The organism is Pseudomonas sp. P108, from assembly GCF_032613195.1.
Lineage (GTDB): Bacteria > Pseudomonadota > Gammaproteobacteria > Pseudomonadales > Pseudomonadaceae > Aquipseudomonas.
Window position 1 is genome coordinate 1,273,044 of record NZ_CP126691.1, and the last position, 25,173, is coordinate 1,298,216.

Annotated in this window: 26 protein-coding genes; 17 read left to right on the forward strand and 9 right to left on the reverse strand. The window is 59.7% G+C overall.

Annotated features, from left to right (window positions below; translation table 11 throughout):
* Positions 1 to 7: 7 nt before the first annotated feature.
* From QOM10_RS05405 to QOM10_RS05425, 5 genes are all read right to left on the reverse strand, one after another.
* Positions 8 to 1,030, reverse strand: a complete 1,023-nt coding sequence (locus QOM10_RS05405) for an SIS domain-containing protein (protein ID WP_110721222.1) — start codon at positions 1,028 to 1,030, stop codon at positions 8 to 10.
* Positions 1,011 to 2,117: an N-acetylglucosamine-6-phosphate deacetylase gene (nagA, locus tag QOM10_RS05410; RefSeq protein WP_127925945.1), complete on the reverse strand. Its 1,107-nt coding sequence runs from the start codon at positions 2,115 to 2,117 to the stop codon at positions 1,011 to 1,013. The genes QOM10_RS05405 and nagA overlap by 20 nt, the downstream gene beginning before the upstream one ends.
* A gap of 22 nt (positions 2,118 to 2,139) precedes the next feature.
* Positions 2,140 to 2,871, reverse strand: a complete 732-nt coding sequence (locus QOM10_RS05415) for a GntR family transcriptional regulator (RefSeq protein WP_316917717.1) — start codon at positions 2,869 to 2,871, stop codon at positions 2,140 to 2,142.
* Positions 2,872 to 3,154: 283 nt separating this feature from the next.
* On the reverse strand, positions 3,155 to 3,670 hold the full coding sequence (locus QOM10_RS05420) for a murein L,D-transpeptidase family protein (protein WP_127925947.1): 516 nt from the start codon (positions 3,668 to 3,670) through the stop codon (positions 3,155 to 3,157).
* A gap of 87 nt (positions 3,671 to 3,757) precedes the next feature.
* Positions 3,758 to 4,309: an NUDIX hydrolase gene (locus QOM10_RS05425; protein WP_127925948.1), complete on the reverse strand. Its 552-nt coding sequence runs from the start codon at positions 4,307 to 4,309 to the stop codon at positions 3,758 to 3,760.
* Between the two features lie 147 nt (positions 4,310 to 4,456).
* Here QOM10_RS05425 and QOM10_RS05430 point away from each other — a divergent pair, with 147 nt between their 5' ends.
* The 5 genes from QOM10_RS05430 (at position 4,457) to purT (ending at position 7,925) form a co-directional block, all read left to right on the forward strand.
* On the forward strand, positions 4,457 to 5,056 hold the full coding sequence (locus QOM10_RS05430) for a CoA pyrophosphatase (protein WP_034154815.1): 600 nt from the start codon (positions 4,457 to 4,459) through the stop codon (positions 5,054 to 5,056).
* A gap of 47 nt (positions 5,057 to 5,103) precedes the next feature.
* Entirely contained in the window at positions 5,104 to 5,628 is a 525-nt protein-coding gene (locus QOM10_RS05435) for a gamma carbonic anhydrase family protein (protein WP_007954617.1), read from the forward strand.
* Entirely contained in the window at positions 5,625 to 5,837 is a 213-nt protein-coding gene (locus tag QOM10_RS05440) for a DUF1289 domain-containing protein (protein WP_316917718.1), read from the forward strand. The genes QOM10_RS05435 and QOM10_RS05440 overlap by 4 nt, the downstream gene beginning before the upstream one ends.
* 338 nt (positions 5,838 to 6,175) lie before the next feature.
* Complete coding sequence (locus QOM10_RS05445) at positions 6,176 to 6,643, forward strand: VUT family protein (protein ID WP_016986366.1); 468 nt, start codon at positions 6,176 to 6,178, stop codon at positions 6,641 to 6,643.
* 100 nt (positions 6,644 to 6,743) lie between these two features.
* Positions 6,744 to 7,925, forward strand: a complete 1,182-nt coding sequence (gene purT, locus QOM10_RS05450; RefSeq protein WP_016986367.1) for a formate-dependent phosphoribosylglycinamide formyltransferase — start codon at positions 6,744 to 6,746, stop codon at positions 7,923 to 7,925.
* 120 nt (positions 7,926 to 8,045) lie between these two features.
* Here the strand turns inward: purT and QOM10_RS05455 are convergent, their stop codons facing one another.
* From QOM10_RS05455 to QOM10_RS05465, 3 genes are all read right to left on the reverse strand, one after another.
* Positions 8,046 to 9,362 carry an MFS transporter gene (locus tag QOM10_RS05455; protein WP_160038434.1) on the reverse strand — a complete coding sequence of 439 codons (1,317 nt, stop codon included), beginning with the start codon at positions 9,360 to 9,362 and terminating at the stop codon, positions 8,046 to 8,048.
* 303 nt (positions 9,363 to 9,665) lie between these two features.
* Positions 9,666 to 10,907, reverse strand: a complete 1,242-nt coding sequence (locus QOM10_RS05460; RefSeq protein ID WP_150776050.1) for a transporter associated domain-containing protein — start codon at positions 10,905 to 10,907, stop codon at positions 9,666 to 9,668.
* A 12-nt stretch (positions 10,908 to 10,919) separates the two neighbouring features.
* Entirely contained in the window at positions 10,920 to 11,732 is an 813-nt protein-coding gene (locus QOM10_RS05465) for an inner membrane protein YpjD (protein WP_038357737.1), read from the reverse strand.
* 210 nt (positions 11,733 to 11,942) lie between these two features.
* Here QOM10_RS05465 and ffh point away from each other — a divergent pair, with 210 nt between their 5' ends.
* The 6 genes from ffh to QOM10_RS05495 all read left to right on the forward strand — a co-directional run bounded on the left by ffh (position 11,943) and on the right by QOM10_RS05495 (position 16,180).
* Complete coding sequence (ffh, locus tag QOM10_RS05470) at positions 11,943 to 13,319, forward strand: signal recognition particle protein (RefSeq protein WP_008081630.1); 1,377 nt, start codon at positions 11,943 to 11,945, stop codon at positions 13,317 to 13,319.
* 411 nt (positions 13,320 to 13,730) lie between these two features.
* Entirely contained in the window at positions 13,731 to 13,982 is a 252-nt protein-coding gene (gene rpsP, locus QOM10_RS05475) for a 30S ribosomal protein S16 (RefSeq protein ID WP_003198088.1), read from the forward strand.
* Positions 13,983 to 13,987: 5 nt separating this feature from the next.
* Entirely contained in the window at positions 13,988 to 14,524 is a 537-nt protein-coding gene (rimM, locus tag QOM10_RS05480; protein WP_064393256.1) for a ribosome maturation factor RimM, read from the forward strand.
* A 2-nt stretch (positions 14,525 to 14,526) separates the two neighbouring features.
* Positions 14,527 to 15,279, forward strand: coding sequence for a tRNA (guanosine(37)-N1)-methyltransferase TrmD (gene trmD / locus QOM10_RS05485; RefSeq protein WP_008081628.1), 753 nt, complete (start codon positions 14,527 to 14,529; stop codon positions 15,277 to 15,279).
* Between the two features lie 45 nt (positions 15,280 to 15,324).
* A complete protein-coding gene (gene rplS / locus QOM10_RS05490; RefSeq protein ID WP_003175895.1) occupies positions 15,325 to 15,675 on the forward strand; it encodes a 50S ribosomal protein L19 in 351 nt (116 codons plus the stop codon).
* 91 nt (positions 15,676 to 15,766) lie between these two features.
* The gene (locus QOM10_RS05495; RefSeq protein ID WP_007908981.1) at positions 15,767 to 16,180 is read left to right on the forward strand and encodes an acyl-CoA thioesterase; all 414 of its coding nucleotides are present in this window, start codon (positions 15,767 to 15,769) and stop codon (positions 16,178 to 16,180) included.
* A gap of 118 nt (positions 16,181 to 16,298) precedes the next feature.
* Here the strand turns inward: QOM10_RS05495 and QOM10_RS05500 are convergent, their stop codons facing one another.
* On the reverse strand, positions 16,299 to 18,107 hold the full coding sequence (locus QOM10_RS05500; protein WP_316917719.1) for a sodium:proton antiporter: 1,809 nt from the start codon (positions 18,105 to 18,107) through the stop codon (positions 16,299 to 16,301).
* A 108-nt stretch (positions 18,108 to 18,215) separates the two neighbouring features.
* On the opposite strand from QOM10_RS05500, the gene xerD reads away from it, so the two are divergent.
* From xerD to QOM10_RS05530, 6 genes are all read left to right on the forward strand, one after another.
* Entirely contained in the window at positions 18,216 to 19,112 is an 897-nt protein-coding gene (xerD, locus tag QOM10_RS05505; protein ID WP_316917720.1) for a site-specific tyrosine recombinase XerD, read from the forward strand.
* Positions 19,113 to 19,367: 255 nt separating this feature from the next.
* A complete protein-coding gene (dsbC, locus tag QOM10_RS05510; protein WP_007908974.1) occupies positions 19,368 to 20,099 on the forward strand; it encodes a bifunctional protein-disulfide isomerase/oxidoreductase DsbC in 732 nt (243 codons plus the stop codon).
* Between the two features lie 131 nt (positions 20,100 to 20,230).
* Positions 20,231 to 21,535: a homoserine dehydrogenase gene (locus QOM10_RS05515; protein WP_007908972.1), complete on the forward strand. Its 1,305-nt coding sequence runs from the start codon at positions 20,231 to 20,233 to the stop codon at positions 21,533 to 21,535.
* 109 nt (positions 21,536 to 21,644) lie between these two features.
* Positions 21,645 to 23,054, forward strand: a complete 1,410-nt coding sequence (gene thrC, locus QOM10_RS05520; RefSeq protein ID WP_150775846.1) for a threonine synthase — start codon at positions 21,645 to 21,647, stop codon at positions 23,052 to 23,054.
* Between the two features lie 120 nt (positions 23,055 to 23,174).
* The gene (locus tag QOM10_RS05525; RefSeq protein WP_150650196.1) at positions 23,175 to 24,548 is read left to right on the forward strand and encodes a transporter substrate-binding domain-containing protein; all 1,374 of its coding nucleotides are present in this window, start codon (positions 23,175 to 23,177) and stop codon (positions 24,546 to 24,548) included.
* Between the two features lie 116 nt (positions 24,549 to 24,664).
* Positions 24,665 to 25,072 (forward strand): response regulator, encoded by a 408-nt coding sequence (locus tag QOM10_RS05530; RefSeq protein ID WP_127925956.1) that lies wholly within the window; start codon positions 24,665 to 24,667, stop codon positions 25,070 to 25,072.
* Positions 25,073 to 25,173 lie beyond the last annotated feature (101 nt).

Sequence of the window (25,173 nt, forward strand, 5' to 3'; positions counted from 1 at the left end):
TCGGGGCTTAGTGCGTACGCGTTACTTTGCTCAGGTGGCGCGGCTGATCCGGGTCCATGCCTCGGGCCACGGCCAGACCTGCGGCCATCACGTAGAAGCTCTGGATCGCCAGGATTGGATCGAGGGCCGGATGTTCGGCGCGGGTCAGGGTGAGATCACGTTCGCTGACGTCATCCGGTGCGGCCAGCAACACACGGGCGCCGCGTTGACGCATCTCTGCTGCCAGACTCAACAGGCCAGCCTGTTCAGCTCCGCGCGGTGCGAAAACCAGCAACGGATAATGTTCATCGATCAGCGCCATCGGGCCGTGACGGACTTCCGCGCTGCTGAACGCTTCGGCCTGAATCGCCGAGGTTTCCTTGAATTTCAGCGCCGCCTCTTGAGCAATGGCAAAACCGGCGCCACGGCCGATGACCATCAAACGCTCGCAATCGCGCAGCGCTTCGATGGCCACGCTCCAGTCCTGTTTCGCCGCTTCGCGCAGGCCTTCGGGCAAGGCATTGCCAGCCTCGAGCAATTCGCTGTCCTCTTTCCAGTGCGCAATCAACCGGGCGCTGGCGCTGAGGGTGGCGATAAAACTTTTGGTCGCGGCAACGCTGCTTTCAGTCCCGGCCAGCAACGGCACGCTGAACTCGCATGCCGCTTCCAGTGGCGAATCGGCAGCGTTGACCATCGATACGCTCAACGCGCCACGCTTGCGCAACAGACGCAGGCTGTTGACCAGATCCGGGCTTTGCCCCGATTGCGAAAACGCGAACGCGACCTGACCGCTGACCTTCAATGGCGCCTGCTGCATGGTCACCACCGACATCGGCAGCGACGCTACGGGCACGCCCAGTTGCTGCATGGTCAGGTAGGCGAAGTAGCTCGCCGCGTGGTCGGAGCTACCGCGCGCAACGGTCATCGCCACTTGTGGTGGCTGACGGCGCAGGCGCCCGGCGATCTCGATCATTTGCGGGTCGAGCTGTTGCAGTTGGGCTTGCACGGCCTCGAACGAGGACAGCGCCTCCTCAAGCATTTTTGAAGTCAATGTCTTCTCCTTCGACCATGACGGCGGTCAGTGTGAGTGAGCGATCGAGCCGCACGCAGTCGGCCCAGGCCCCGGGTTGCAGGCGCCCGCGTTCAGTAATGCCGAGGTAGTCGGCGGGGAATTGCGACAGGCGCTGCGAGGCTTCGGCGATCGGCAAACCGATCTTCACCAGGTTGCGCAGGGCTTGGTCCATGGTCAGGGTGCTGCCGGCCAAGGTGCCGTCGGGCAGGCGCACGCCGCCCAGGCATTTGGTCACGATGTGGCTGCCGAGCTTGTATTCACCGTCGGGCATGCCGGCGGCAGCGGTCGAATCGGTCACGCAATACAGGCACGGGATCGAGCGCAGGGCCACGCGAATGGCGCCGGGATGCACATGCAGCAAGTCGGGAATCAGCTCGGCGAATTTGGCGTGGGCCAGTGCGGCGCCGACGATGCCCGGCTCGCGGTGATGCAGCGGGCTCATGGCGTTGTAGAGGTGGGTGAAACTGGTCGCGCCGGCATCGAGTGCGGCGACGCCTTCTTCGTAACTGCCGAGGGTGTGGCCGATCTGCATGCGCACGCCACGGCTGCTCAGTTCACGAATCAAACCGTCGTGGCCGGCGATTTCCGGGGCGATGGTGATCACCCGGATCGGCGCCAGTGCCAGATATTCTTCGACTTCGGCCATCAACGCGGTGTGGGCGAAGTTCGGTTGCGCGCCGAGTTTGCCGGGATTGATGTACGGGCCTTCGAGGTGGACGCCAAGGACGCGCGCGGCGCCTTTCGGACGCTGCTCGCAGAACTCTCCGACTTCCTTCAAAACCCTAGAGATCTCGGCACTCGGCGCGGTCATGGTGGTGGCCAGCAGCGAGGTGGTGCCGAACCGCACGTGGGTTCTGGTGATGGTCTCGAAGGCGCTGGCGCCTTCCATGATGTCTTTGCCGCCACCGCCATGAACGTGCAGGTCGATGAAGCCCGGCAGCAGATACGGCAGGTCATTGCTCGCCGGATCGCAGGGTACGCCTTCGATCGACACGACTTTGCCGTGTTCGTGGATCAGCCGGCCGCGAACCCAGCCGCTGGCGGTGAGGATGTTGTCTTCGGACATTTTGGTTCTCGCTTTGGGCCGCCTAGCGGCGCAGCTCTGCAACAAAGTCGTAGTAGTCGTTGCGGCAATAGGTGTCGGTGACTTCGATCGGTGTGTTGTCTTCCAGGTAGCCGACCCGGGTCATCAGCAGCATGGCGGTGCCGGGGGCGATGCCGACCAGCGCGGCGAACTCGTCCGAGGCGTTGATCGCCTGAATGTGCTGCAAGGCACGGACGATCGGTTTGCCGATGCCGTCGAGGTATTCGTAGAGCGAATCGCCGACCCGTTGCGGCTTGGGCATGATCGAGGCGGGCAGGGTGCTCATCTCGATGGCCATGACCGTGTCATCGGCTTTGCGCAGACGCTTCATGCGCGCGACCTTGTCGTTCGGCGACAGGCTGAGGCGGATCAGTTCTTCATGAGTCGGCAGGGTGATTTCACGTTCCAGCCATTGCGAGCTGGGTACGAAGCCTTTGAGGCGGAGCATTTCGCTGAAGCCCGAGAGGCGCGATAGCGGCTGTTCGAGGCGTGGAGTGATGAAGGTGCCGGAGCCTTGCAGGCGGCGGATCAGGCCTTGATCGAGGAGCACTTCCAGCGCTTTACGCGCGGTAACCCGGGAGATACCGAGCATTTCACTGAGATTGCGCTCGGACGGCATCGCCTGCTCGGACTTCCACTGCCCGGCATGAATCGCTGCTTCCAGATTGCGCGCCAGTTGCAGGTACAGCGGCGTCGGCTGGGAGTCGTCTGGGCGTAGGGCCAGGAAGTCGTTCATGTAGGTCATTTCCGACGCGAGTGTAGGATTGTTGTGGCTCGCTTGTGGGGCGGAAATTAATACCACTTGAATACCATGTCAACGCACGGAAATGGGCTTTGGCCCAGTAGGATGGCGGCTTTCAGGGGGTGTGGTTTCAAGTGGTATTAGTGTCGGCCTATAAAAAGCAAAAGATCGCAGCCTGCGGCAGCTCCTACAGTTGAGAGTGGTATCACCTCTGTAGGCGCTGCCGCAGGCTGCGATCTTTTGATTTATTTTTTTGCGGGTGACCAGCGGTCGCTGGTTAAGGGCGGATTTCGACCATCGTGCCGTCCGGCACCAGATTCCACACTTCACGCATATCAACGTTGCGCATGGCGACGCAGCCGTCAGTCCAGTCCAGGGTGTGGAACAGGTCTTCCGGGGTTTCTTCCGAATCTGGCGTGCCGTGGATCATGATCATCCCGCCGGGCTCGACACCTTCACGCCGGGCGCGGGCCGAATCGCTGATGTTCGGGTAGGAAATGTGCATCGACAGATTGAATTTGTCGCTGGTCTTGCGCCAGTCGATCCAATAGAAACCTTCCGGCGTGCGTTTGTCGCCTTCGATCAGTTTCGGGCCCTTTTTCGCGCCCTTGCCCAAGGAAATGCGATAGGTCTTCAGCGGCTTGCCATCGGCGATCAGTTGCAGTTGATGCGCTGACTTGAGCACCAGGACTTTTTCGATGAGCGGGGTATTCGCAGGCGCCACGGTGGTCACGAATGACGCTTGGGAGACGGTAACGAACGACAGGCAGAACAGGGCAAGCAACCAGCGCATTGAAACGATTCCCCAGGAATGACGCAGATACATGATTTATAGGTGTTGTGCAGACGTGCTCGGGTTATCGGCTGGCCGGCGACGAAATCAAGTAATGGCAGGTTGAGCAAGCGGCGGAATCGATTCCGAACGCACTGGATACGTCTCGACGCGCCGATCAGCGAAGAAGCATTCTAAGGTACGCCCCACTGTGCGGAAAGCCAGCTCGTCCCAGGGAATGTCGGCTTCGTCGAATAGTTGCACTTCGAGGCTCTCGGGGCCGGCGGCAAAGTCCAGATCCACCAGTTCGGCGCGGAAGAACACATGCACCTGACTGATGTGCGGCACGTCGATCAGCGTATAGATGCTCAGGTTACGCACCCGGGCGCAGGCTTCTTCGGCAGTTTCGCGCACGGCGGCCTGTTCGATGGTCTCGCCGTTCTCCATGAATCCGGCGGGCAACGTCCAGTAACCGAGACGCGGCTCGATGGCACGACGGCAGAGCAACACTTTCGTGCCCCAGGTCGGCACGCAGCCGGCGACAATATTGGGGTTTTGATAGTGAATGGTCTGACAGCTGTCACAGACAAATCGCAGCCGCGAATCGCCTTCGGGAATGCGCTGGGTGACCGGGTTACCGCAGTGGCTGCAAAATTTCATGCTGGGCTTCCTGAATGCTGCGCCTATCTTGGCGTGCAGCGGTGCCGGTCGGCAAGTTGTCGTTTCGCGACATGGCGAGATTCGGGGGCTTGGGCGGCTGCATTGATTGGTGCATGATGCAGGGTAAGGCACAGATCGAGAACACTCATGCTGGACGAGCTACTGCATAGGGTAAGCAACCACACACCGCGCACGCTGGAGACCGACACACGTTTCCCCGAGGCTGCCGTTCTGGTGCCGATCACCCGCAGTGATGAGCCGGAACTGGTGCTGACCCTGCGCGCCAGCGGGCTCTCGACCCATGGCGGCGAAGTGGCTTTTCCTGGTGGTCGCCGCGATCCGGAAGACCCGGATCTGATCTTCACGGCGCTGCGCGAAGCCGAAGAAGAAATCGGTTTGCCACCCGGACTGGTCGAAGTCATCGGTCCGCTCAGCCCACTGATTTCCCTGCACGGCATCAAGGTCACGCCTTATGTCGGCGTCATCCCCGATTTTGTCGAATACCGCGCCAACGATGCCGAAATCGCAGCCGTCTTCAGCGTTCCGCTGGAATTCTTCCGCAAGGACCCGCGCGAGCATACCCATCGCATCGACTATCAGGGGCGCAGTTGGTACGTGCCGAGTTATCGATTTGGTGAGTACAAGATCTGGGGCCTCACGGCGATCATGATTGTCGAGTTGATCAACCTGCTCTATGACGCGAAAATCAGTCTGCATGAGCCGCCGAAAAGCTTTATCAACACCTGAAGCCGTCGTTCGAACGGCCATTCACCGTGAGCCCTGAGGAAAACAAGATGAAATACCGCCTGGGCGACGCCCGTGTCGAGACCCATCCACAGAGCTGGGTCGCCCCCAATGCCGTGCTAGTGGGCAAGGTCAAACTGGAAGAGGGCGCCAACGTCTGGTTCAACGCCGTGCTGCGTGGCGATAACGAACTGATCCTGATCGGCAAAAACAGCAACGTCCAGGACGGCACCGTGATGCACACCGACATGGGCTATCCGCTGACCATCGGCACCGGCGTGACCATTGGCCATAACGCCATGCTGCATGGCTGCACGGTCGGCGATTACAGCCTGATCGGCATCAACGCGGTGATTCTCAACGGCGCGAAGATCGGCAAGAACTGCATCATCGGCGCCAATTCGCTGATCGGCGAGGGCAAGGAAATTCCCGATGGTTCGCTGGTGATGGGCTCGCCGGGCAAGGTTGTGCGCGAGCTGACCGAGCCGCAGAAGAAGATGCTTGAAGCCAGCGCCGCCCACTATGTGCATAACTCTCAGCGTTATGCGCGCGATCTGGTTGAGCAGGAAGAATGACTACGCTCGAAAGACCGGTCGCCTCGCCGTGCGTGAATATTTGTGCGCTGGATGAGGAGGATATTTGTACTGGCTGCCAGCGTACGGTCGAGGAGATTACCCGCTGGGGCCGCATGAGCAATGACGAGCGTCGGGTGGTGTTGGGGTTGTGTCATGAGCGGGCTAAGGCGAGTGGGTTGGTTTGGATGATGCCGTCGTCGAAGACGTGATCGGCTTGGGACGGCCCTCACCCTAACCCTCTCCCGGAGGGAGAGGGGACTGACCGAGTTGATGGTTCGAGTTACATCGACCTGAGCTACCGAGTCGAACTCAGGTTTTGAAAAGCCTCCGATCGGCTCGCTTTCCCTTCGTTTGAAGGGGGAGGGAGCGACCGGGTTGATTGTTCGGGTCGCACCGACCTGGGTTATCGAGTCGAACTCGGGAGTCGATTCAACGAAGATCTGCTCCCTTTCCCCCTCGCCCCCCTTGGGGGATAGGGCTGGGGTGAGGGGGTGGCTCTTGATCTGCGGGTCCAGTAATCTGTGCGCCAATCTGCCAGGTCGCCTCCATGATTTTCCTCATCGCCTACATCAGCAGCGTCGTGCTGATCAACTTCGCCTTCTCCACCGCGCCGCATCTGGACATCATCTGGTCGGCCTGGGGTGGTCTGGTGTTCGTGCTGCGCGACATGGTGCAAACCCGCTTTGGTCACGGCGCGATCGTCGCGATGCTGGCGGCGCTGGTGCTGTCTTACGTCACCTCCGATCCTTCCATTGCACTGGCCAGCGCTACGGCGTTCGCGGTCTCCGAGTGCATTGACTGGCTGGTGTTCAGCATCACCAAGCGCCCGTTGCGCGACCGCTTGTGGATCAGTTCGGCGCTGAGCATTCCTCTCGATACCTTCATCTTCTTCGGCATGATCGACTTGCTGACGCCGCCGGTGATCATCACCGCGCTGGCCTCGAAATTTGCCGGCGTCACTGCCGTCTGGCTGATCATGGCCTGGCGTGAGCGCAAACAGGCCGTCGCCGGCTGAAGCCAAAGCCTCAGGTTCATGTAAAATGCCGCGCTTTCTCCCCATGGAAAGCGCGTCAGGCGCTGCTTTCCTCGATGATCCGCTTCTTTGAGGACCTGAGATGACCCGTATCGGAACTCCATTGTCGCCAACCGCGACCCGCGTATTGCTGTGTGGCTGTGGTGAGTTGGGCAAGGAAGTGGTGATCGAGCTGCAACGCCTGGGCGTTGAAGTGATTGCCGTCGACCGTTACGCCAACGCGCCGGCCATGCAAGTCGCCCATCGCAGCCACGTGATCAACATGCTCGACGGCGCCGCCCTGCGTGCGGTGATCGAAGCTGAAAAGCCGCACTTCATCGTGCCGGAAATCGAAGCGATCGCCACTGCTACCCTGGTCGAACTGGAAGCCGAAGGCTTCACCGTGATCCCGACCGCACGCGCAGCGCAACTGACCATGAACCGTGAAGGCATCCGTCGTCTGGCCGCTGAAGAGCTGGACCTGCCGACCTCGCCGTACCACTTCGCCGACACCTTCGAGGACTACAGCAAAGCCGTTGAGGACCTGGGTTTCCCCTGCGTCGTCAAACCGGTCATGAGCTCGTCGGGCAAAGGCCAGAGCCTGCTGCGCAGCGTCGATGACGTGCAAAAAGCCTGGGATTACGCGCAAGAGGGCGGTCGCGCTGGCAAAGGTCGGGTGATCATCGAAGGTTTCATCGATTTCGACTACGAAATCACTCTGCTGACTGTGCGTCACATCGGTGGCACCACGTTCTGCGCGCCGGTCGGTCACCGTCAGGAGAAGGGCGACTACCAGGAGTCGTGGCAGCCACAAGCCATGAGCCCGATTGCTTTGGCTGAATCCGAGCGCGTTGCCAAAGCGGTGACTGAAGCGTTGGGTGGTCGCGGTCTGTTCGGCGTTGAGCTGTTCATCAAGGGTGATCAGGTGTGGTTCAGCGAAGTTTCGCCGCGCCCGCATGACACCGGTCTGGTAACGCTGATTTCGCAGGATCTGTCGCAGTTCGCCCTGCACGCTCGCGCAATTCTGGGCCTGCCGGTACCGCTGATCCGTCAGTTCGGGCCATCGGCTTCGGCGGTGATTCTGGTGGAAGGGCAGTCGACTCAGACCGCTTTCGCCAACCTCGGCGCGGCGTTGAGCGAGCCGGACACGGCGTTGCGTCTGTTTGGTAAGCCAGAGGTGAATGGTCAGCGCCGCATGGGCGTGGCGCTGGCGCGGGATGAATCGATCGAGGCCGCTCGCGCCAAGGCGACCCGCGCTGCTCAAGCTGTTGTCGTAGAGCTCTAAATCGAGTTGCGACATTCGCGAGCAGGCTCGCTCCCACATGGCATTGGGTGAACACAGAATCTGTGACCAACCCCAAAACCCTGTGGGAGCGAGCCTGCTCGCGAAGCTTTTGATCTTCTGTCAGGCAACCTGATTCAGATCGTTATTCTTCGTTTCCTTCAGGCACAGCACTGCAATCAAACTCAGCACCGCCGCCGCCGACACATACCCGCCGACGTAACTCAACCCCCCCATCGCCACCAGTTTTTGCGCAAAGAACGGCGCCGCCGAGGCCCCGACAATGCCGCCCAGGTTATACGCCGCCGAAGCACCGGTATAACGCACGTGGGTCGGAAACAGCTCAGGCAACAATGCGCCCATCGGTGCAAACGTCACGCCCATCAAAAACAGCTCGATGCACAGAAACAGCGCCACACCCCAGGTCGAGCCCTGAGTCAGCAACGGCTCCATCAGAAAACCGGAAAGAACCGCCAGCACACCACCGATGATCAGCACCGGTTTGCGCCCGTAACGGTCGCTGGCCCAAGCGGACAACGGTGTAGCGGCCGCCATGAACAGCACTGCAAAACACAGCAGCCCGAGGAACGTTTCGCGGCTATAGCCGAGAGTGGAAACCCCGTAGCTCAGGGAGAATACTGTCGAGATATAGAACAGTGCATAGCACACCACCATCGCTGCCGCGCCCAGCAACGTCGGTGCCCAGTACTGGCTGAACAGCTCGACCAGCGGTACTTTTACGCGCTCCTGACGAGCGATGGCGTTGGCGAACACCGGGGTTTCATGCAGTTTCAACCGTACATACAGGCCGACCATCACCAGAGCCGCGCTGAGCAGAAACGGAATCCGCCAGCCCCAGCTGCGGAACTGCTCGTCATTGAGGGTCATGGCCAGTGTCAGGAACAAGCCGTTGGCCGCGAGAAAACCAATCGAAGGCCCAAGCTGCGGGAACATGCCGAACCACGCACGTTTGCCTTTCGGCGCGTTTTCCGTGGCGAGCAGGGCGGCACCGCCCCATTCACCACCCAATCCCAAACCTTGGCCGAAACGCAGCACACACAGCAGAATCGGTGCCCAGGCGCCAATGCTGTCATAACCCGGCAGCACGCCAATCAGTGTCGTGCACACGCCCATCAAGAGTAAGGAGGCGACCAGCGTCGATTTGCGCCCGATGCGGTCACCAAAGTGGCCGAACAACGCCGAGCCCAGTGGCCTCGCCAGAAATGCGATACCAAAGGTAAGGAACGCCGAAAGCATCTGCGCGGTGCCGGAGGTCTGTGGAAAGAACACTGGCCCGATCACCAGCGCAGCCGCGGTGGCGTAAACATAGAAGTCATAGAACTCGATCGCGGTGCCGATAAAACTCGCCGTCGCCACGCGGGTGGCGGAATTGGTCGGTTGGGCAGGCGCGGTGTCGCTGATAGCGGTACTGGTTGTCATGCGGTGATCCCTGACAGTCATGAGCTCCGTTGGAGCGAATTATTATGGTCGAACACCCAGGGATGTGGGATGAGGCGCGGTCGCTGCTTCAGGTAGGAACAGTCGCCGGAGTACAGCGCAAATGGCCGAAACCTGGTGTGTGCGGGGTAAGCACAAGGTTCGGCGGGGCTTGGGTAAGCGTTCCGATTATAGGAAGGGGGCTAACAATCAAACAAGAGCAAAAAATCGCAGCCTTCGGCAGGTCCTGCATTTGGAATGCGTTGCCCTGTAGGAGCTGCCGAAGGCTGCGATCTTTTGATCTTTCTATCGGGCAGGCACCAAAGCAGGCACAGAAGAGGTATGCCAAATCAGCACTTTGCTAACCCGGTTCTCTTCAGTCTCGAGAATCTCCAGACGATAACGCCCGATCTTCAAGCAAACCGCACTTTCCGGAATAGTCTCCAACGCCTCAGTCACCAGACCATTCAGCGTTTTCGGACCATCGCTCGGCAAATGCCAGCCCAGGCACTTGTTCAATTCGCGGATCGACGCGGCACCGTCAATGACCATGCGGCCATCGTCCTGCGGATGAATATGCGGATTATCCAGGCTGTGCTCGCTTTCAAACTCGCCGACAATTTCTTCGAGAATGTCTTCCAGCGTGACGATGCCGAGCACTTCGCCGTACTCGTCGACCACCATGCCCAGTCGGCGCTGCTGCTTGTGAAAATTCAGCAACTGCAGTTGCAGCGGTGTGCTTTCCGGCACGAAGTAAGGCTCGTAACTCGCCGCCAGCAGCGCCTCGCGGGTCAAATCACCATTGTTCAGCAAATGTCGGATCTGCCGGGTGTTGAGCACTGCTTCAACCTGATTGATGTCGCTGTGGAACACCGGCAGGCGCGTGCGCTTGTTGTGGCGTAGCTGTTCGATGATCTCGTCGATCGAATCGTCGAGGTTGATGCCGTCGACGTCACTGCGCGGCACCAGGATGTCGTTGACCGTGATGTTGTCCAGCGCATGAATGCCTGAGACCGGGTGCGCGCGCACTGGATGCTCTGGGTCGTCGTAGCGATCGGCGGGCGAGTCATCTTCGCTTTGCTGCACGACCTGAACTTTGCGAGCAAACGGACTCATCAGCAAGCCGCTGATACGGCTGAACAACCAGGCAAACGGATAAACAATCTTCAGCGGCACCGCCAGCAATGTATTGCCGAACGCCAGCACGGCATCGGGATACCGTTGGGCGACGGTACGTGGAAAATAATCGGCAAACACCAGCAGGATTGCGCCAGCACCGAGGCATGCCGCCCACGGGCCGTTTTCTTCGCAGAGAAAAATCGCCAGCAGCGTCGCAATCACCACGGCGAGCGCACGGCACAAGGTGTTGCAGAGGATCAGGCTATCGAGCGGAAAGCTCAGCTTCGCCAGCGGTTTGTCGCTGGCGCGCGAGGCGGTGCGCTGCGCAAGCAGGTGCTGTTGCGCGATTTCGACGGCGGTAAACAGCCCTGACCACAAAATCAGCAGGACAAACACCGCGAGCATCGGCCCTAAGGGCAAACCGTCCATTTATGCCGCCCGTCAGATGTGCAGGATGTATTCACGAACCAGTTTGCTGCCGAAATACGCCAACATCAGCAGGCAGAAACCGGCGAGGGTCCAGCGAATCGCCTTGTGACCGCGCCAGCCGAGACGGTTGCGGCCCCACAGCAGCACGCTGAACACGATCCACGCCAGGCAGGCCAGCAGGGTCTTGTGTACCAGATGCTGGGCGAACAGGTTCTCGACGAACAGCCAGCCGGAAATCAGCGACAGCGACAGCAGCGTCCAGCCAGCCCAAAGGAAGCCGAACAGCAGGCTTTCCATGGTTTGCAGCGGCGGGAAATTCTTGATCAGCCCGGACGGATGCTTGTGCTTGAGCTGGTGGTCTTGCACCAGCAGCAGCAAAGCCTGGAACACCGCGATGGTGAACATGCCGTAGGCGAGGATCGACAACAGAATATGCGCAAGGATGCCTGGCTCTTCATCGATGATCTGCACCGTGCCGGTCGGCGCGAACTGCGCAAGCAGCACAGTGACCGCACCGAGCGGGAACAGCAGCACCAGCAGGTTTTCCACCGGAATGCGCGAGCAGGCGATCAGCGTCAGGGCGATCACCGCCGCCGCGATCAGGCTGGAGGCGCTGAAGAAGTCCAGGCCCAGACCGATGGGTGTCAGCAAGTGGGTGAGCAGGCTGGCGGCGTGGGCTACCACGGCGAGAGCGCCGAGGCTAACCAGCAGGCGCTTGTTCGCCTTGGCGCCGGTGGCCAAGCGGGTGCTCTGATAAAGGGTCGCAGCGGCATATAGAAGGGCGGCGGCGAGGGTGGTCAGCAAACTCGGTGACAAGGGGAGCATAAATCCTGTTAGGCAAGCCCGAAAGGGGCTGAGTTTGGCATAGAACCGCCATGGCACGAAAGACTCAGGAAGCTGACAGCGAGGTGTCCGCCAGCCGCAGTCTTCGCTATAATCCGCGACCTGCCCACGCCGCAGGCTCGCCGAGCACATGTTGATTCCGGTCTGGGCCGCCATTATCCCGGTCTACACAGGGCCTGAAAGGATCGCGCAATGTTTGAAAACTTAACCGACCGTCTCTCGCAGACGCTGCGCCATGTCACCGGCAAGGCGAAGCTGACCGAGGACAACATCAAAGACACCCTGCGTGAAGTGCGCATGGCGTTGCTCGAAGCCGACGTCGCCCTGCCGGTGGTCAAAGACTTCGTCAATTCGGTCAAGGAGCGCGCTGTCGGCACCGAGGTTTCGCGCAGCCTGACGCCGGGCCAGGCGTTCGTGAAGATCGTCCAGGCTGAACTCGAAAGCCTGATGGGCGCGGCCAACGAAGATTTGAATCTGAGCGCCGTACCGCCAGCCGTGATTCTGATGGCCGGTCTGCAGGGCGCCGGTAAAACCACTACCGCTGGCAAACTTGCGCGCTTCCTTAAAGAGCGCAAGAAAAAGTCGGTCATGGTTGTGTCGGCGGACGTTTATCGTCCGGCTGCTATTAAACAGCTGGAAACCCTGGCCAACGACATCGGCGTGACGTTCTTCCCGTCCGACCTGAGCCAGAAGCCGGTCGACATCGCCACCGCAGCTATTAAAGAAGCAAAACTGAAGTTCATCGACGTGGTCATCGTCGACACCGCCGGTCGTCTGCACATCGACGAAGAGATGATGGGCGAGATCAAGGCGCTGCACGCCGCGATCAACCCGGTCGAAACCCTGTTCGTGGTCGACGCCATGACCGGCCAGGACGCCGCCAACACGGCCAAGGCCTTCGGGGATGCGCTGCCGCTGACCGGTGTGATCCTGACCAAGGTCGACGGCGACGCCCGTGGCGGTGCTGCATTGTCGGTACGTGCTATCACCGGCAAGCCGATCAAGTTCATCGGTATGGGCGAGAAGAGCGAAGCGCTCGATCCGTTCCACCCTGAGCGTATTGCCTCGCGCATTCTCGGCATGGGCGACGTGCTCAGCCTGATCGAACAGGCTGAAGCGACCCTCGACAAGGACAAGGCCGACAAACTGGCCAAGAAGCTGAAGAAGGGCAAGGGCTTCGACCTCGAAGACTTCCGCGATCAGCTGCAACAGATGAAGAACATGGGCGGCCTCGGCGGGCTCATGGACAAACTGCCGAGCATCGGCGGCGTCAACCTGTCGCAAATGGGCAACGCCCAGAACGCCGCAGAGAAACAATTCAAACAGATGGAAGCCATCATCAATTCCATGACCCCGGCCGAGCGCCGCGACCCTGAGCTGATCAGCGGTTCGCGCAAACGTCGTATCGCCATGGGTTCCGGCACTCAGGTGCAGGACATCGGCCGCTTGATCAAGCAGCACAAGCAGATGCAGAAGATGATGAAGAAATTCACCGCCAAGGGCGGAATGGCGAAAATGATGCGCGGCATGGGCGGAATGTTGCCCGGCGGCGGCATGCCAAAGATGTGAGGTGTCCCGTCTCACCCATTCTGCTCACTTATGGCGGCGTCTGATGCCCTCATGCTGCGTTGCCGCTCCTCGCCATAGCGGGCTATGACTCGTCGCGGCGCCTTGCTTGAGGGCATCAGTCACTCGCCAAAAGTGAGCAAAATGGGTGAGACGGGACACAAGAATCCGCGCCGGTCGTCGCACCGGCGCAGACCCTGCAAGGACGCAGGATCAACAGCAAACCCGCACTCGGCGGGAGCTGACTGGCCGTTTTCATCGACGGCTCTATATGCAGATCTGCACGGCATGCCATAGGCGCCGGAAAAAGTCATTTGCAAAAGTCCGGATATTCCTTAGAATATGCGGCCTTTCGGGCACCCATGCCCGCTGTGCATTTAGATTTGCAGCACCGACTACAGGAACGATGTTCACATGCTAACAATCCGTCTTGCCCTTGGCGGCTCCAAAAAGCGCCCGTTTTACCACCTGACCGTAACCGACTCGCGTAACCCGCGTGACGGCTCCCACAAAGAACAGGTTGGTTTCTTCAACCCTGTTGCCCGTGGTCAGGAAGTTCGTCTGTCCGTGAACCAAGAGCGCGTAGCCTACTGGCTGAGCGTTGGTGCACAGCCTTCTGAGCGTGTTGCTCAGTTGCTGAAGGAATCTGCAAAGGCTGCGGCCTGAGCAATATGAACGCGACGCCTGCTGTTGCCGATGATTTGATCGTTATTGGCAAAATTTATTCTGTTCATGGCGTTCGCGGCGAAGTGAAGGTTTATTCCTTTACTGATCCGACTGAAAACCTGTTGCAGTACAAAACCTGGACGCTCAAGCGCGAAGGCAATGTCAAACAGGTCGAGCTGGTCAGTGGACGCGGGAGCGACAAGTTCCTGGTCGCAAAGCTCAAGGGTCTTGATGATCGTGAAGAAGCTCGTCTTCTGGCCGGTTACGAGATCTGCGTGCCGCGCAATCTGTTCGCTGAATTGACCGACGGTGAGTACTACTGGTACCAGCTGGAAGGTCTGAAGGTCATCGACACACTCGGGCAACTGCTCGGGAAAATCGATCATCTTCTGGAAACCGGCGCCAATGATGTAATGGTCGTCAAGCCTTGCGCTGGCAGCCTGGATGATCGCGAACGCCTGTTGCCCTATACGGAGCAATGCGTGTTGGCCATCGACCTGGCAGCGGGCGAGATGAAGGTGGATTGGGACGCGGACTTCTAAACGTGGCTAATTTGCGCGTAGAAGTGATCAGTTTGTTTCCCGAAATGTTTTCCGCCATCGGCGACTACGGCATCACCAGTCGTGCGGTCAAACAGGGGCTCTTGCAGCTGACCTGTTGGAATCCGCGAGATTACACGACGGATCGGCATCACACTGTGGACGATCGCCCGTTTGGCGGTGGTCCGGGCATGGTGATGAAGATCAAGCCCCTGGAAGATGCTCTGGTTCAGGCCAAGGCAGCAGCCGGGGAGGCGGCGAAGGTGATTTACCTGTCCCCCCAAGGCCGTCAACTGACTCAGTCGGCGGTACGCGAGCTGGCACAATCGGATGCATTGATCCTGATTGCCGGCCGTTATGAAGGCATTGACGAGCGCTTTATTGAGGCTCATGTCGATGAAGAGTGGTCGATTGGCGACTATGTACTGTCTGGCGGCGAGCTGCCGGCGATGGTCCTGATCGATGCGGTTACACGACTGCTGCCTGGAGCTTTAGGGCATGCGGATTCCGCTGAGGAAGATTCCTTTACGGATGGTCTGCTGGATTGCCCGCACTACACCCGACCTGAGGTGTATGCGGATCAGCGTGTTCCCGACGTGTTGCTGAGTGGCAATCACGCGCATATCCGGCGTTGGCGTTTACAGCAGTCCCTTGGTAGGACCTTTGAACGACGCGCCGATCTTCTGGAAAGCCGCTCGCTTTCTGGAGAAGAGAAGAAGCTGCTCGAGGAATACATCCGCGAGCGGGACGATAGTTAACAACGTATCGATGGTAGATCGAACGATTTACCTTAGGAGCACAGCATGACCAACAAAATCATCCTTGCACTCGAAGCAGAGCAGATGACCAAAGAAATCCCTACCTTCGCCCCAGGCGACACTATTGTCGTTCAGGTGAAAGTGAAGGAAGGCGATCGTTCCCGTCTGCAAGCGTTCGAAGGCGTTGTAATCGCCAAGCGTAACCGCGGCGTGAACAGTGCGTTCACCGTTCGTAAAATCTCCAACGGTGTTGGCGTAGAACGTACTTTCCAGACCTACTCCCCGCAGATCGACAGCATGGCTGTTAAACGTCGCGGTGACGTACGTAAAGCCAAGCTGTACTACCTGCGCGACCTGTCGGGTAAAGCAGCTCGCATCAAGGAAAAACTGGCTTAAGTCCAGCTTCCGATGCAGAAAAAAGCAGCCTACGGGCTGCTTTTTTGTTGCCTGCAATTTATTCACCGTACTTTCGTTTCAGGCCAGAACCATGACCACCCGCGACCAGGAAATCCAGCGCCGCACCGAACTCTCGGTGACCCGCGTAACCAAAGCCGTCTTCCCGCCGACCACCAACCACCACAACACCCTGTTCGGCGGCACCGCGCTGGCATGGATGGACGAAGTGTCGTTCATCACCGCCACACGCTTCTGCCGCTTGCCACTGGTGACCGTGTCCACCGACCGCATCGACTTCAATCATGCGATCCCGGCCGGCTCCATCGTCGAGTTGGTCGGGAAGGTGATCAAGGTCGGCAATACCAGCCTCAAGGTCGAGGTGGAAGTGTTTGTCGAGAGCATGAGCTGCGATGGCCGCGAGAAGGCGATTCATGGGCAGTTCAGCTTTGTTGCCATTGATGATGACAAGCGGCCGGTGCCGGTGCTGCCTGGTTTTGCGGCCTGATCAAAAACCGCGTCGCGCCCTTCGCGAGCAGGCTCGCTCCCACAGTGATCGGGGTGAACACAAAATTTGTGTCCGGCATAGAACCTGTGGGAGCGAGCCTGCTCGCGAAGGCGTCAGCTCAGGTGCCGCTGGCCTCGGGTTGAATCAACGCCAATAACGTCCACCCCGCCCCAGGCTTCAACGCCGTCTCCGGCGTCACCACATGCACCCAGCCACTGTCATCGCGCATGAACAACAACGTGGCGCGATTGCCATGCAGCGCCCGGTAATCCTCCCAGCCAAATCCATCTGTCAGCGTCGTGCTGTACAACTCTGCACCCTGACCCATCTGGCTGGCCAGCTTCGCGTAAGTGAATGCCTCGCTACCCAACTGATTGCCGCGATGCTCAAGGCTGGCGCGGTGTTTGTCGCTGCGCCGGCTCTCATGATCGCTGGCCAGACCAAACAAGCGTTGATGGCCGAAATCATGCCGAAAGCGCATCGCCGCCAGAGTATTGAGTTCGCCCGACGGCGACAGCGCCAGCAAATGCCCCAGCCCGACCAGATCCAGATGCGCATCGGCATGTTGCGAGGCCGGGTTGCCGAAATATGTCGGCAAGCCTTCCATCCGCGCCGCGCGAATATTTTCCCAACTCGAATCGGTCAACAGCACGCGGCTGCCCAGTTGCTGCAGCGATTTGCCCAGCTCCCGCGCGGGGCCGTTGGCGCCGACGATCAGGAATCCACTCGGCGCTGGCTCCGCGACCTTGAGCAGTCGTGCAAGTGGTCGCGCAGTCGCACTCTGCAGCACAACAGTGCCGATGATCACCGCAAACGTCAGCGGCACCAGCAGCAATGCACCTTCATGCCCGGCTTCATGCAGGCGAATCGCGAAAATCGCCGAGACCGCCGCCGCGACGATCCCGCGTGGCGCGATCCAGCACAGCAATGCACGCTCACGCCAGCTCAGGCTGGAACCAGCTGTGCTGAGCAACACGTTCAGCGGCCGGGCAATCAACTGGATTACCAGCAGCAGAATCAGCACCAGCGGCCCCAGTCCGATCAGCGCGTACAAATCCAGGCGCGCCGCCAACAAGATGAACAGTCCGGAAATCAGCAGCACGCTTAGGTTTTCCTTGAAGTGCAGGATGTGCCGCACATCCACGCCCTTCATGTTCGCCAGCCACATGCCCATCAGCGTTACCGCCAGCAGACCGGACTCGTGCATCACTGCGTTGGAGGTAATGAAAATCCCCAGCACCGCCGCGAGCGAGGCGAGGTTATGCAGATACTCCGGCAGCCATTGCCGGCGGATCACCGTGCCGAGCAGCCAGCCACCGAGAATGCCGAACGCAGCGCCGCAGAGAATCACGCCGCCAAAGGTGAACAGGCTCTGCTTGAGGCCATGGCCTTCGGCGCTGGCAATGATGAAGCTGTAAACCACCACGGCGAGGAGCGCGCCGATCGGGTCGATGACGATGCCTTCCCAGCGCAGAATGTTGGCGATCGAGGCTTTCGGCCGCACCACACGCAGCATCGGCACGATCACTGTCGGGCCGGTCACCAGCGTCAGGCTGCCGAACAGAATGGCCAGCATCCAGTCGAAGCCGAGCAGGAAATGCGTGGCGACCGCGATGACGACCCAGGTCGAGATCGCACCGATGGTTACCAGGCGATGGACGACGCTACCGATCTCCTTCCACTCCGAGAGGTGGAGCGTCAGGCTGCCTTCGAACAGAATCAGCGCCACCGCCAGTGACACCAGCGGCATCAGCAGTGGGCCAAACATTTCCTGCGGATCAAGCCAGCCCAGCACCGGGCCGACCAGAATGCCGGTCAGCAACAGAAACAGGATCGCTGGCAACTTCAGGCGCCAGGCCAGCCATTGGCAACCCAGTGCCGCCGCGCCAATCCCGCCAAACGCCAAGAGAATTTGCTGCTCGTTCATTGAAGCTCCCTGTTCCTTGAAATAGCGGGCTATGAAAGACTAGCGCCCATTCCTACAGTTCACTCTACATTTGCGCACAGTCTTTGAGGCTGTGTGACTTGAGCGCCCATGCCTGCCATCGACCATCCGCTGATTGATCAATTCCTCGACGCTTTATGGCTGGAGAAAGGCCTGTCCGATAATACCCGTGGCGCTTATCGCAGTGATCTGGCGCTGTTCAATGGCTGGTTGCAGGAGAAGAACCTGGAACTGATCAATGCCGGACGCGAGTTGATCCTTGATCACTTGGCCTGGCGGCTGGAGCAGAACTACAAACCGCGTTCGACCGCGAGATTTCTCTCCGGTGTGCGTGGCTTTTATCGCTATCTGTTGCGGGAAAAGATGATCAGCGTTGACCCGACATTGCGCGTCGACATGCCGCAACTCGGTAGGCCATTGCCCAAATCCCTGTCGGAAGCCGATGTCGAGGCGCTGCTCAAAGCACCGGATCTGAGCGAAGCGATCGGCCAGCGTGACCGCGCCATGCTGGAAGTGTTGTACGCCTGTGGTTTGCGCGTGACCGAGTTGGTGAGCCTGACGCTGGAACAGGTCAACCTGCGTCAAGGTGTGTTGCGGGTGATGGGCAAGGGCAGCAAGGAGCGGTTGGTGCCGATGGGCGAGGAGGCAATTGTCTGGGTCGAGCGCTATATGCGTGACGGTCGCGGCGAACTGCTCGGTGGCCGGCCCAGTGATGTGCTGTTCCCCAGTCAGCGCGGCGAGCAGATGACCCGCCAGACCTTCTGGCACCGGATCAAGCATCAGGCCAAGGTTGCCGGGATCGGCAAATTGCTGTCGCCGCACACCTTGCGTCACGCGTTTGCCACGCACCTGCTCAACCACGGCGCGGATTTGCGTGTGGTGCAGATGCTGCTCGGCCACAGCGACCTTTCCACCACGCAGATCTACACCCACGTCGCCCGCGCTCGATTGCAGGACCTGCACGCCAAACACCACCCGCGCGGCTGAAAAAAGTCCCTGTAGGAGTGAGCCTGCTCGCGATAGCGGTATTCCTCACAACACAGTGCTGAATGAAGGACCGCTATCGCGAGCAGGCTCACTCCTACGGGTTCTTCAGTGCTCTCAAAATCTATGGCGACAGGCGCATTCGGCCACCGTGGCCTTATGTGTTAGGCTTTGCCGGTTTGCACGATGGACGGTTATGACCCGGTGTTCCGGCACGGGCGTTCTGATCGTTCCATTTGTCCGCCTTCAGGAGTTCTCATGCGTCTGACCCAGATTTTCGCCGCCGCAGCCATTGCGTTGGTCAGCACCTTTGCCGTCGCCGATGACGCGGCCGACAAAGCCATTCGTCAAAGCCTGGAAAAACTCGAACTCGAGGTTCCGGTAGAAAGTATCAGTGCCAGCCCGTTGCCAGGCATGTACGAAGTCAAGCTCAAGGGCAGCCGCGTGCTCTACGCCAGTGCCGATGGCCAGTACATCGTGCAGGGCTACCTGTTTCAGCTCAAGGACGGCAAACCGGTCAACCTGACCGAGAAGACCGAACGCCTGGGCATCTCCAAGCTGATCAATGCCATTCCGGTTGCCGAAACCGTGGTCTACCCGGCCGTGGGCGAAACCAAATCGCACATCACCGTGTTCACCGACACCACCTGCCCGTACTGCCACAAGCTGCACGCCGAAGTGCCTGAGCTGAACAAGCGCGGCATCGAAGTGCGCTATGTCGCCTTCCCGCGCCAGGGTTTGAACTCGCCGGGTGACGAGCAACTGCAAGCCGTGTGGTGCTCGAAAGACAAGAAAGCTGCCATGGACAAAATGGTCGATGGCAAGGAAATCAAGGCCGCCAAATGCGATAACCCGGTTTCCAAGCAGTTCGCCCTCGGTCAGTCGATCGGCGTGAACGGCACACCGGCCATCGTTTTGGCTGACGGACAAGTGATTCCGGGCTACCAGCCTGCGCCACAAGTCGCCAAACTGGCGCTGGGCGCGAAGTAAATTCGCATCGTCACGGTCAGCCGTGACGATCATGGTCCGGTAGCGACATCGCCGGGCCATTAATAGAGAGCCGCGAGCACGCGGTTGTTTTCCGGCCGACCCCGCGTCGGCCGTTTTATGGGGAGTTCACAGTGAATCCGGTCAAAGTAGGCATCTGTGGGTTAGGGACCGTCGGTGGCGGTACCTTCAACGTACTTCAGCGCAACGCCGAGGAAATTGCTCGTCGTGCCGGGCGTGGAATCGAAGTGGCACAAATTGCCATGCGCACGCCAAAGCCTCAGTTCCAGACGACCGGTATTGCGATTACCAACGATGTCTTCGAAGTGGCCACGAACCCTGAGATCGACATCGTCATAGAGCTGATGGGCGGCTACACCGTTGCCCGCGAGCTGGTACTCAAGGCCATCGAGAATGGCAAGCATGTGGTCACCGCGAACAAGGCTCTGATTGCCGTTCACGGTAATGAAATTTTCGCCAAGGCTCGCGAGAAAGGCGTGATCGTGGCGTTCGAAGCGGCCGTGGCCGGTGGCATTCCGGTGATCAAGGCGATCCGTGAAGGCCTGTCCGCCAACCGCATCAACTGGGTCGCCGGGATCATCAACGGCACCGGTAACTTTATCCTCACCGAAATGCGCGAGAAAGGCCGTACCTTCGAAGACGTGCTGGCCGAAGCGCAGGCACTGGGTTACGCCGAAGCCGATCCGACCTTCGACGTTGAAGGCATCGACGCGGCGCACAAGCTGACGATTCTGGCCTCCATCGCGTTCGGCATTCCGCTGCAATTCGACAAGGCTTACACCGAAGGCATCACCAAACTGACCACCGCTGACGTCAACTACGCCGAAGCGCTGGGCTACCGCATCAAGCACCTCGGTGTGGCGCGCAGCACTGCCGCCGGTATCGAGTTGCGCGTACACCCGACACTGATCCCGGCCGATCGTCTGATCGCCAACGTCAACGGCGTGATGAACGCGGTGATGGTCAACGGTGACGCTGCCGGTTCGACGCTGTTCTACGGCGCTGGCGCCGGCATGGAGCCAACCGCTTCGTCGGTGATCGCCGATCTGGTCGACGTGGTTCGCGCGATGACTTCCGATCCGGAAAACCGCGTGCCGCATCTGGCCTTCCAGCCGGATTCGCTGTCGGCCCATCCGATCCTGCCGATCGAAGCCTGCGAAAGCGCTTACTACCTGCGCATTCAGGCCAAGGACCATCCGGGCGTGTTGGCTCAGGTGGCGAGCATCCTCTCGGAGCGCGGCATCAACATCGAGTCGATCATGCAGAAGGAAGTCGAGGAACACGACGGTCTGGTGCCGATGATCCTGCTGACCCACCGCGTGGTCGAGCAGCGCATCAACGATGCCATTGCCGCCCTCGAAGCGCTGGCCGGCGTCAATGGTCCGGTTGTACGGATCCGCGTCGAGCACCTGAACTAAACAGAAGCAGCTGCAAGCTTCGAGCTGCAAGCGGCAAGAGAAAAGCGGTCTGGCTTTTACTTGCAGCTTGTAGCTCGTAGCTTGAAGCTCAAACCGAAGGTTTGAAATCATGCGTTATATCAGTACCCGCGGCCAGGCACCGGCCCTGAATTTCGAAGACGTCCTGCTGGCCGGTCTCGCGACCGACGGCGGTCTGTACGTTCCAGAAAACCTGCCACGTTTCACCCAGGAAGAAATCGCTTCCTGGGCCGGCCTGCCGTATCACGAACTGGCTTTCCGCGTCATGCGCCCGTTCGTCACCGGCAGCATCCCGGATGCCGATTTCAAAAAGATTCTCGAAGAAACCTACGGTGTGTTCGCCCACAGCGCCGTGGCGCCGCTGCGTCAGCTGAACGGCAACGAATGGGTGCTGGAGCTGTTCCACGGCCCGACCCTGGCGTTCAAGGACTTCGCCCTGCAACTGCTCGGTCGTCTGCTCGACTACGTGCTGGAAAAACGCGGTGAGCGCGTAGTGATCGTCGGCGCCACCTCCGGTGATACTGGCTCGGCCGCCATCGAAGGCTGCAAGCATTGCGAAAACGTCGACATCTTCATCCTGCACCCGCACAACCGTGTGTCTGAAGTGCAGCGTCGCCAGATGACCACGATTTTCGGCGAGAACATCCACAACATCGCCATCGAAGGCAACTTCGATGACTGCCAGGAAATGGTCAAGGCGAGTTTCGCCGACCAGAGCTTCCTCAAAGGCACGCGTCTGGTCGCGGTGAACTCGATCAACTGGGCGCGGATCATGGCCCAGATCGTTTACTACTTCCACGCCGCCCTGCAGTTGGGCGGCCCGGCGCGTTCGGTATCGTTCTCGGTGCCAACCGGTAACTTCGGCGACATCTTCGCCGGTTACCTGGCCCGCAACATGGGCCTGCCGATCAACCAGTTGATCGTCGCCACCAACCGCAACGACATCCTGCACCGCTTCATGAGCGGCAATCAGTACGTCAAGGAAACCCTGCACGCCACGCTGTCGCCGTCGATGGACATCATGGTCTCGTCGAACTTCGAACGCCTGCTGTTCGACCTGCACGGTCGCAACGGTGCAGCGATTGCCGGCCTGATGGACTCGTTCAAGCAGGGCGGCGGTTTCAGCGTCGAGCAAGAGCGCTGGACCGAAGCGCGCAAACTGTTCGACTCGCTGGCCGTGGATGACGCGCAGACCTGCGAAACCATCGCCGAAGTCTACGAACAGACCGGCGAAGTGCTGGATCCGCACACCGCCATTGGCGTCAAAGCTGCGCGCGAATGCCGACGCAGCCTGGACATCCCGATGGTCATCCTCGGCACCGCCCACCCGGTGAAATTCCCGGATGCAGTGGAGAAAGCCGGTGTAGGAAAAGCGCTCGAGCTACCTGCACATCTTTCTGATTTGTTTGAGCGAAACGAGCGCTGCACCGTTCTGCCAAATGAGCTGAAAGCCGTGCAAGCCTTTGTCAGCCAGCATGGCAACCGCGGCAAGCCGCTTTAAGCCCGTAAAAGCTGTCACATTTTGAAGCCCGTCTCCTGACGGGCTTTTTTGTTTCTGCTGCCACACTGCTCGGGTTTTCACCCACGAAGGACGGGTGAGTCGATCACGAAGGAAGTGGCAATGCTGTTTTATAGAGGTTTGAAACCGGCACTGAGTGGACTGTTCTTGTTCGGATTGCTGGCTTTGACGCGCAGCAGTGTGGCAGCGCAATTGGCGTTGCACGACGATGCCGTGGCGTTCAAGGTCCAGCCGATCGAGTTGGCCGCGCACGAGCGTCAATGGATTCGCGACAATCCCAAGGTGACGGTGACGTCGGTGCAGTACCCGTTGTATCTGTTTCAGGATGAGCATGGGCAGTGGAGCGGTTTGAACAACGATGTGCTCAAGCGTGTGACGGCAATGACCGGGCTGCAGTTCGTGCATCAGGAGTCGTTTTCCACCGATCACATGCTCGAACGCCTCGAGAGCGGGGCGGCGGATATCAGTACGACCCTGGCCATGAGCGAAGAGCGCAAGACGTTTCTGGATTACAGTCACGCATTCGGTGGCGCGGGCTGGGTGTTCGTCGGTCGTGCTGACGCGCCCCGGCTGGAATCGTTCGAGCAGTTGAGCAAACGAGTGCTGGTGTTGCCGGCCCGGCATGCGCTGGAAGACATGATCAGGCGTGACTTTCCCTCGATCGAGATCCGCTCGGTCAAGACTTATGCCGAGGCGCGGGCGCTGGTCGAAAGCGGTGAGGCCTACGCCACCATCGAAAACGAAATCGGTGCGCAGCTTTATCCCTTGGGCCTGCTCAAGGTAGGCGGGCTGGTCGAAGGCAAATGGGAGGCCGATAACCTCGCTGTACGCAAAGGCATGCCAGTGCTGCTGAGTATTCTCAACAAGGCCCTTGAGGCATTTCCTGCGGCGGAATTGCGGGCGATCCGCCTGAAGTGGCTGGAAGGTATTGCGCCGGCGCCGGTGCCGTCGGTCTGGCAGCAGCTGCTCGAATGGGGTTGCTGGGGCATGGGCGGACTTGGCGTGTTCGGTCTGCTGTCGCTGGTGTGGAATCGGCGACTGACGGCGGTGATCAAACTGCGGCGCGCGGCGGAAAAGGATCTGGGCGATCAACTCGCATTCCAGCATGCATTGATCGACTCCATGCCGGACCCAGTATTCGTCCGTGATCTGCAAGGGCGGCTGATCATGTGCAATCGCAGCTATGAGGAGGCGTTGTCGGTGCGACTGGATCAGGTGCTGGGCCGGTTGCTGATCGAAGTCGATGCGTTGCCCGAGACGACGGCGCTGATGCTGCACGACGAGTTCATGGTGCAATTGCGCACGCGCAAATCACGTTTCAGCAAACGGCGATTGCAATTCAATAGCGGTCCCCGTGAGGTGTATCAGTGGACGGTGCCGTTCTACAGTGCCGACGGTCAACTGCGCGGGCTTTTGGGTGGCTGGACGGACATCACTCAGCGTCGCACAGAGAGCGGGTGTCGATGTCCGCATTGAAGATGGGAAATGTCCTATACGACGCGGCTACTTTTCCGATGGGAGGCTTAGGACGGCTGCCCTAGAGTGACAACCACTGCGGTGAGAGTCCGCGATTGTCGCTTCAGAGGTCGCTTATGCGCTCGCTTAAAGTCCTGATACTTGAACCCAATCCGTTCCAGCTGATGGCATTGCATCAAATGCTCAATGCCATTGGCATCTATGACGTACTGACGGCGCCGTCGCTGGCATCGGCCCTGTCTTCGCTGAGCCATCGTGGCGTGGTCGACATTGCAATTTGCGATCCGCAGCTCAAGGGTGGCGATGGTCTGGCGCTGATCCATCATCTGGCGGTTCAGCATGAGGCGCGTGCACTGATCCTGCTGGGAACGGTCGCGCCGAGCCTGCTGAACGATCTCGAACCCTTGCTGTGCGAGCACCACCTGCGGCTGCTGGGGCGTCTGCAAACCCCGGTGTCGGCGGTGCTCATGCGCGGTTTGCTCGACAGTTACCTGATCGCTGCTTCGCCACCGCTCGGGATTTGACGAGGGCCGTTATTTTACTGTCATCTTCGCCGTGCATGCTCTGACAGACCGGTGACACTCCAGGGTGGGGGCGATCGGTATGCAGAACTTTCTTCTCGGGC

What these genes read in the sequence shown, in the direction of transcription:
- nagA (WP_127925945.1), bottom strand. Translation starts at nt 2,117, where the DNA reads ATGTCCGAAGACAACATCCTCACCGCCAGCGGCTGGGTTCGCGGCCGG.
- QOM10_RS05415 (WP_316917717.1), bottom strand. Translation starts at nt 2,871, where the DNA reads ATGAACGACTTCCTGGCCCTACGCCCAGACGACTCCCAGCCGACGCCG.
- QOM10_RS05420 (WP_127925947.1), bottom strand. Translation starts at nt 3,670, where the DNA reads ATGCGCTGGTTGCTTGCCCTGTTCTGCCTGTCGTTCGTTACCGTCTCC.
- QOM10_RS05425 (WP_127925948.1), bottom strand. Translation starts at nt 4,309, where the DNA reads ATGAAATTTTGCAGCCACTGCGGTAACCCGGTCACCCAGCGCATTCCC.
- QOM10_RS05430 (WP_034154815.1), top strand. Translation starts at nt 4,457, where the DNA reads ATGCTGGACGAGCTACTGCATAGGGTAAGCAACCACACACCGCGCACG.
- QOM10_RS05435 (WP_007954617.1), top strand. Translation starts at nt 5,104, where the DNA reads ATGAAATACCGCCTGGGCGACGCCCGTGTCGAGACCCATCCACAGAGC.
- QOM10_RS05440 (WP_316917718.1), top strand. Translation starts at nt 5,625, where the DNA reads ATGACTACGCTCGAAAGACCGGTCGCCTCGCCGTGCGTGAATATTTGT.
- QOM10_RS05445 (WP_016986366.1), top strand. Translation starts at nt 6,176, where the DNA reads ATGATTTTCCTCATCGCCTACATCAGCAGCGTCGTGCTGATCAACTTC.
- purT (WP_016986367.1), top strand. Translation starts at nt 6,744, where the DNA reads ATGACCCGTATCGGAACTCCATTGTCGCCAACCGCGACCCGCGTATTG.
- QOM10_RS05455 (WP_160038434.1), bottom strand. Translation starts at nt 9,362, where the DNA reads ATGACAACCAGTACCGCTATCAGCGACACCGCGCCTGCCCAACCGACC.
- QOM10_RS05460 (WP_150776050.1), bottom strand. Translation starts at nt 10,907, where the DNA reads ATGGACGGTTTGCCCTTAGGGCCGATGCTCGCGGTGTTTGTCCTGCTG.
- QOM10_RS05465 (WP_038357737.1), bottom strand. Translation starts at nt 11,732, where the DNA reads ATGCTCCCCTTGTCACCGAGTTTGCTGACCACCCTCGCCGCCGCCCTT.
- ffh (WP_008081630.1), top strand. Translation starts at nt 11,943, where the DNA reads ATGTTTGAAAACTTAACCGACCGTCTCTCGCAGACGCTGCGCCATGTC.
- rpsP (WP_003198088.1), top strand. Translation starts at nt 13,731, where the DNA reads ATGCTAACAATCCGTCTTGCCCTTGGCGGCTCCAAAAAGCGCCCGTTT.
- rimM (WP_064393256.1), top strand. Translation starts at nt 13,988, where the DNA reads ATGAACGCGACGCCTGCTGTTGCCGATGATTTGATCGTTATTGGCAAA.
- rplS (WP_003175895.1), top strand. Translation starts at nt 15,325, where the DNA reads ATGACCAACAAAATCATCCTTGCACTCGAAGCAGAGCAGATGACCAAA.
- QOM10_RS05495 (WP_007908981.1), top strand. Translation starts at nt 15,767, where the DNA reads ATGACCACCCGCGACCAGGAAATCCAGCGCCGCACCGAACTCTCGGTG.
- QOM10_RS05500 (WP_316917719.1), bottom strand. Translation starts at nt 18,107, where the DNA reads ATGAACGAGCAGCAAATTCTCTTGGCGTTTGGCGGGATTGGCGCGGCG.
- xerD (WP_316917720.1), top strand. Translation starts at nt 18,216, where the DNA reads ATGCCTGCCATCGACCATCCGCTGATTGATCAATTCCTCGACGCTTTA.
- dsbC (WP_007908974.1), top strand. Translation starts at nt 19,368, where the DNA reads ATGCGTCTGACCCAGATTTTCGCCGCCGCAGCCATTGCGTTGGTCAGC.
- thrC (WP_150775846.1), top strand. Translation starts at nt 21,645, where the DNA reads ATGCGTTATATCAGTACCCGCGGCCAGGCACCGGCCCTGAATTTCGAA.
- QOM10_RS05525 (WP_150650196.1), top strand. Translation starts at nt 23,175, where the DNA reads ATGCTGTTTTATAGAGGTTTGAAACCGGCACTGAGTGGACTGTTCTTG.
- QOM10_RS05530 (WP_127925956.1), top strand. Translation starts at nt 24,665, where the DNA reads ATGCGCTCGCTTAAAGTCCTGATACTTGAACCCAATCCGTTCCAGCTG.